This is a genomic window from Frankia sp. CcWB2 (genome assembly GCF_977927585.1).
In genome coordinates, this window is record NZ_CDWRCM010000032.1 from 1 (window position 1) to 3,903 (window position 3,903).

Sequence of the window (3,903 nt, forward strand, 5' to 3'; positions counted from 1 at the left end):
CGCCGGCACCGCGGCCGCCACCCCGGGCCCCGCCACCGCCCGGACCGCCGCGGCCCCGGGCCGGACGAGGCTGGCGCTGCGGGGCGTGGGAGTGCTGGGCCGGGTGAGACTGCTGGGCCGGGTGAGACTGGGAGTTTCCGTACTGAGACAGAGGATCCGCCGATCAGGTCAGGGCCGCCATGGGTCCACCCGGGCTGGATGAGGTGTTCCACACCAGTCCGCGTATCGTCCGGAGGCCGGGGGTACGGCCGGGTTTCGCGACCGGACCCACCGGCGGGTCATCCCCGCTAGGGCGCTCGCACCGACCTCGCACACCCGACCGTTCGGCCGGGCGCGGACGGCCTTGCAAGCCGTCGTTCTGTTCAAGGTACATCGCCGTCCCGCCACGCGGAGTGTGAGAGACGCCGATCCTGCGGCTGTACGTCTCGGGCTCACCCGCCGGTTCGTCCCGGGTTACTCCTTCGGGCGAGCGGGTCGCCGGCCGCGGTCCGCAGCCCCCGGTCGCGGCGGTGACGTGCCCGGCCCCATGGAAGTGGGTGGTCCCACCGGAGTGTCCGATCCCACGGCGGGGTCCGGCCCGATCGGGGAGGGCCGCCATCCAGGCCCGCAACCGGCGGGCGAGCAGCAGTCAGAGCAGCAGCGGCGCGAACGGCATCGCTGTGAGGTTAGGGGTAGACGAACGGAAAGCCGGAGTACACTGCCCCCCGTGCCGGGGGCGGGATAGGGATCGAGCCCGTGCTGCCCGGCCGCGCCGGCCCGCAGGAAGACGTCGACGTCGTAGTGGCCGATCCGGGTAATCAGCCCGAACCAGACCAGCATGACCAGTCCGGCGACCGGCAGGCTGGGCCGACCGGGTGGCGTCGGCCATGGCAGTCCCCGGACGGGCTATCGGTCATCCGGGCCGGGCCGGCTCCCACGTTCGTCGCCACGGCGATCGTCCTCGTTGCCCCGCACGCTTCCTCAACCCCACCCGTTGCGTCAGAAGGCGAGTTCGGTGACCAGGTGGATGACCAGTCCCACGAGGGCACCGACGACGGTGCCGTTGATCCGGATGAACTGCAGGTCGCGACCGACGTGCAGCTCGATGCGCCGGGAGGTCTCGTCGGGCTGCCAGCGGCCGACAGTATCTCCGATGATCGCGGCGATGTCGTCCTTGTACCGGCACACCACGCGGGTGGCCGCGTTCGCCACGGTGTGGTCGACGGTGCGCGCCAGCTCCGGATCGGTGGCGAGCTGGGCGCCGAAGGCCGCGAGTTCGTCGGTCGCGCGGACCCGGGCCGTGCTGCCCGGATCGGAGGCGAGATCGAGCAGGATGCTTTTCGCCGTGGCCCACATGGCGGAGATCATCCGGTCGACCTCAGGATGGGCCAGGAGCCGGTACTTGATTTGCTCGACCTGCCGTCCCAGCGCCTCGTCGGTGCGCAGCCGGCCGGCGAAGCCGCGCAGGAACGTGTCCAGGGCGCGGCGTGCCCGGTGCTCGGGGTCGGTGCGCAGCGCCTCGGTGAAGCGCAGCGCCTCGCTGTACGCCTTGGCCGCGACCGCCTCGTCCAGCCACTTCGGCGACCAGCTTGGTGCCCGGTCCTGCACGGTGCGGGTGAAGACCTCCGGGTTCTGCTTCAACCACGTCTCGGCCTCGGTGACGATCACGTCGACCAGTCGATGGTGCAGCCGGTCCTCGACCACCCGTTCCAGCGCCATTCCGAGGGCCCCGGCCCAGGGCCGTTCGACGATGCGGGGCAGCACCGCCTTCTCGACGAGTTCGCGGACCAGGTCGTCGTTCATTCCGGAGATCATCGCGGTGAGCCGTTCCGCCGCCTCGGTCGTGACCCGTTCGGCGTGCGACGGCTGGCGTAGCCAGGCACCGACCCGGGCGGACACTCCGATGCCGTCGATCTTCTCCCGGATCACGTCCTCGGCGAGGAAGTGGGTGCCGACGAAGCTCTCCAGGCTCCGACCAAGCGCGTCCTTACGCCGAGGAATGATCGCCGTGTGCGGGATCGGGAGGCCGAGTGGGTGGCGGAACAGCGCGGTCACGGCGAACCAGTCGGCCAGTGCGCCGACCGCGCCCGCCTCGGCGGCCGCGGCCACGTACCCGATCCACCCCGGGCCACCGCGGGCCTGCCAGCGGGCGGCGAGGAGGTAGATCGTCGCCACCGCGGCAAGCAGGCTGCCGGCGATGAGCCGCATCCGGCGAAGCCCGCGGCGCAGGCCCGCCTCGTCGGTGGTGCCGCGCGCGAAGCCAGCCGACACCGGCCCGGAGACGCCCTCCGGATCGTTCATCGCCGCCCGTTCGGTCGGCCGCCCGTCCCGCCGCCCACTGAGATCCTCCTGCTCGTTCCGCCAGCCGGATCGGCGCGGACCGACCAGGCTGGCGGGCGAGCCTGGCGGTGTCGGACGCGACGATCCTCGGCCACCTTATGCGGGAGCACCGCCCATCCGGACCGGCGTGGGGATCATTCGGTCTGGCGCCGGATCCGTTGCTGGATGACGACCAGATCGACGATGGCGACGAGGGCGAGGAAGGCGAGGACCGCGGCGCCGGCTGTCTGCCCCCGGACGGCGAAGAAACCGGCGAAGACCCCGCAGAACACCAGGCCGAACGCGGCGAGGACGCGGCGTAGCCCGAATGCGCTGCGAGCCGGGGGGAACCTCCCCGGATCGGAGGAGCCGGAGGAGAAGGCGCGGCGCCACCAAGGCCGGTGCCCGAGGGCACTACCCCGGTCGCGTTGGTGCGGCAGGGAATGGGTCACAGGCACCGGTATGCCCCGCCCGGACGGGGCGAACCGGTCACCCTCGTCGCCGTTGCGGGGCTGGTCCTCCCGGGCCGCACGGACGGCATGGAGCGGGCCGGCACCGACGTCGGTCAGCCCTCGGTGGTCGGTCAGCTCACGGGTGGTCGGTCAGCCCTCGGCTGCCGACGTGCCGTGGCGGCCCGGCAGCCTGGCGGTCATCGCGGATCTCGCCTCGTCGCTGACGAGGCGCTCGGTGAAGATCGCGCTTTCGGCGTCGATGCGCGCCAGCACCTCCGGTGTCCCGCCGTCGTGCAGCAGGGCGCGAGCTGCCGCGAGCGCCTGCGGCGGCTGGGCCAGCAGCGCCGCCACCCGGTCGTCGACCCGGGCGCGTAGCGCTTCGGCGTCGGGAAGCACCTCGGTCACCACCCCCAGTCGGGCGGCCTCGGCCGCTCCGAGGGACTCGCCGAAGTAGACGATGCGGGCAGCGATGGCTGGCCCGACCCGGCGGGGTAGCAGGAGGGTCGACCCGAACTCGGGGATCACCCCCAGGTTGACGAACGGCATCCCGAGAGTGCTGCGCTCGGTCGCATAGACCAGGTCGCAGTGCAGCAGCAGCGTGGTCCCGATGCCCATCGCGGGCCCGTCGACCTCGGCGACGAGAAGTTTCGTGCTGCGGGCCAGCGTCCGGATGAAGGTCAGCGTCGGACCCTCCGCCCGGAGGGCGTTGGTGGCCAGAAAGTCGACCAGATCGTTGCCGGCGGTGAAGGATCCACCGCTGCCGGTCAACCGGATAACCCGGATCTCCGGGTCGGTCTCGGCCTTGTCGAACGCCTCCGTGAGGGCGACGTACATCGCCTGGGTGAGGGCGTTGCGTTTCTCCGGACGGTTGATCCGTACCGTCAGCGTGCCCTGGCCGGGTTCGCTCTCGATCTGGCTGCTCATCCGTGTCTCCTCACCGGTCCGTCGGGTTCCTTGACCCGGCCGTGCTCCTGACCCGGTCGTGCCCAGGGGCACAGTGCCACCGGCTGGCCTCGGGTGAAAGCAGTTGTGTCACCTCCGCCGCTTCCGTGACCTCCGCCGCTTCCGCCAGCCGGGCCTCGCTCGGCGATTAACACAGCAGTTCAGCAGCAGCTCATTGGACGGGAGTTGATGGGGAGGTTCGTCGTGGAGT

General features: G+C 71.7%; 3 protein-coding genes. All 3 read right to left on the minus strand.

The genetic code is table 11. The features are described from left to right. Positions 1-978 precede the first annotated feature (978 nt). A complete protein-coding gene (locus ACY45C_RS05575; RefSeq protein ID WP_462186579.1) occupies positions 979-2,280 on the minus strand; it encodes a DUF445 domain-containing protein in 1,302 nt (433 codons plus the stop codon). 173 nt (positions 2,281-2,453) lie between these two features. Beyond that, a complete protein-coding gene (locus ACY45C_RS05580; protein WP_462186580.1) occupies positions 2,454-2,756 on the minus strand; it encodes a DUF6343 family protein in 303 nt (100 codons plus the stop codon). A gap of 144 nt (positions 2,757-2,900) precedes the next feature. Beyond that, positions 2,901-3,674: an enoyl-CoA hydratase-related protein gene (locus ACY45C_RS05585; RefSeq protein ID WP_462186581.1), complete on the minus strand. Its 774-nt coding sequence runs from the start codon at positions 3,672-3,674 to the stop codon at positions 2,901-2,903. Positions 3,675-3,903 lie beyond the last annotated feature (229 nt).

Bases quoted from the DNA above. Each gene is read 5' to 3' on its own strand.
- ACY45C_RS05575 (WP_462186579.1), bottom strand. From the start codon at position 2,280: ATGAACGATCCGGAGGGCGTCTCCGGGCCGGTGTCGGCTGGCTTCGCG.
- ACY45C_RS05585 (WP_462186581.1), bottom strand. From the start codon at position 3,674: ATGAGCAGCCAGATCGAGAGCGAACCCGGCCAGGGCACGCTGACGGTA.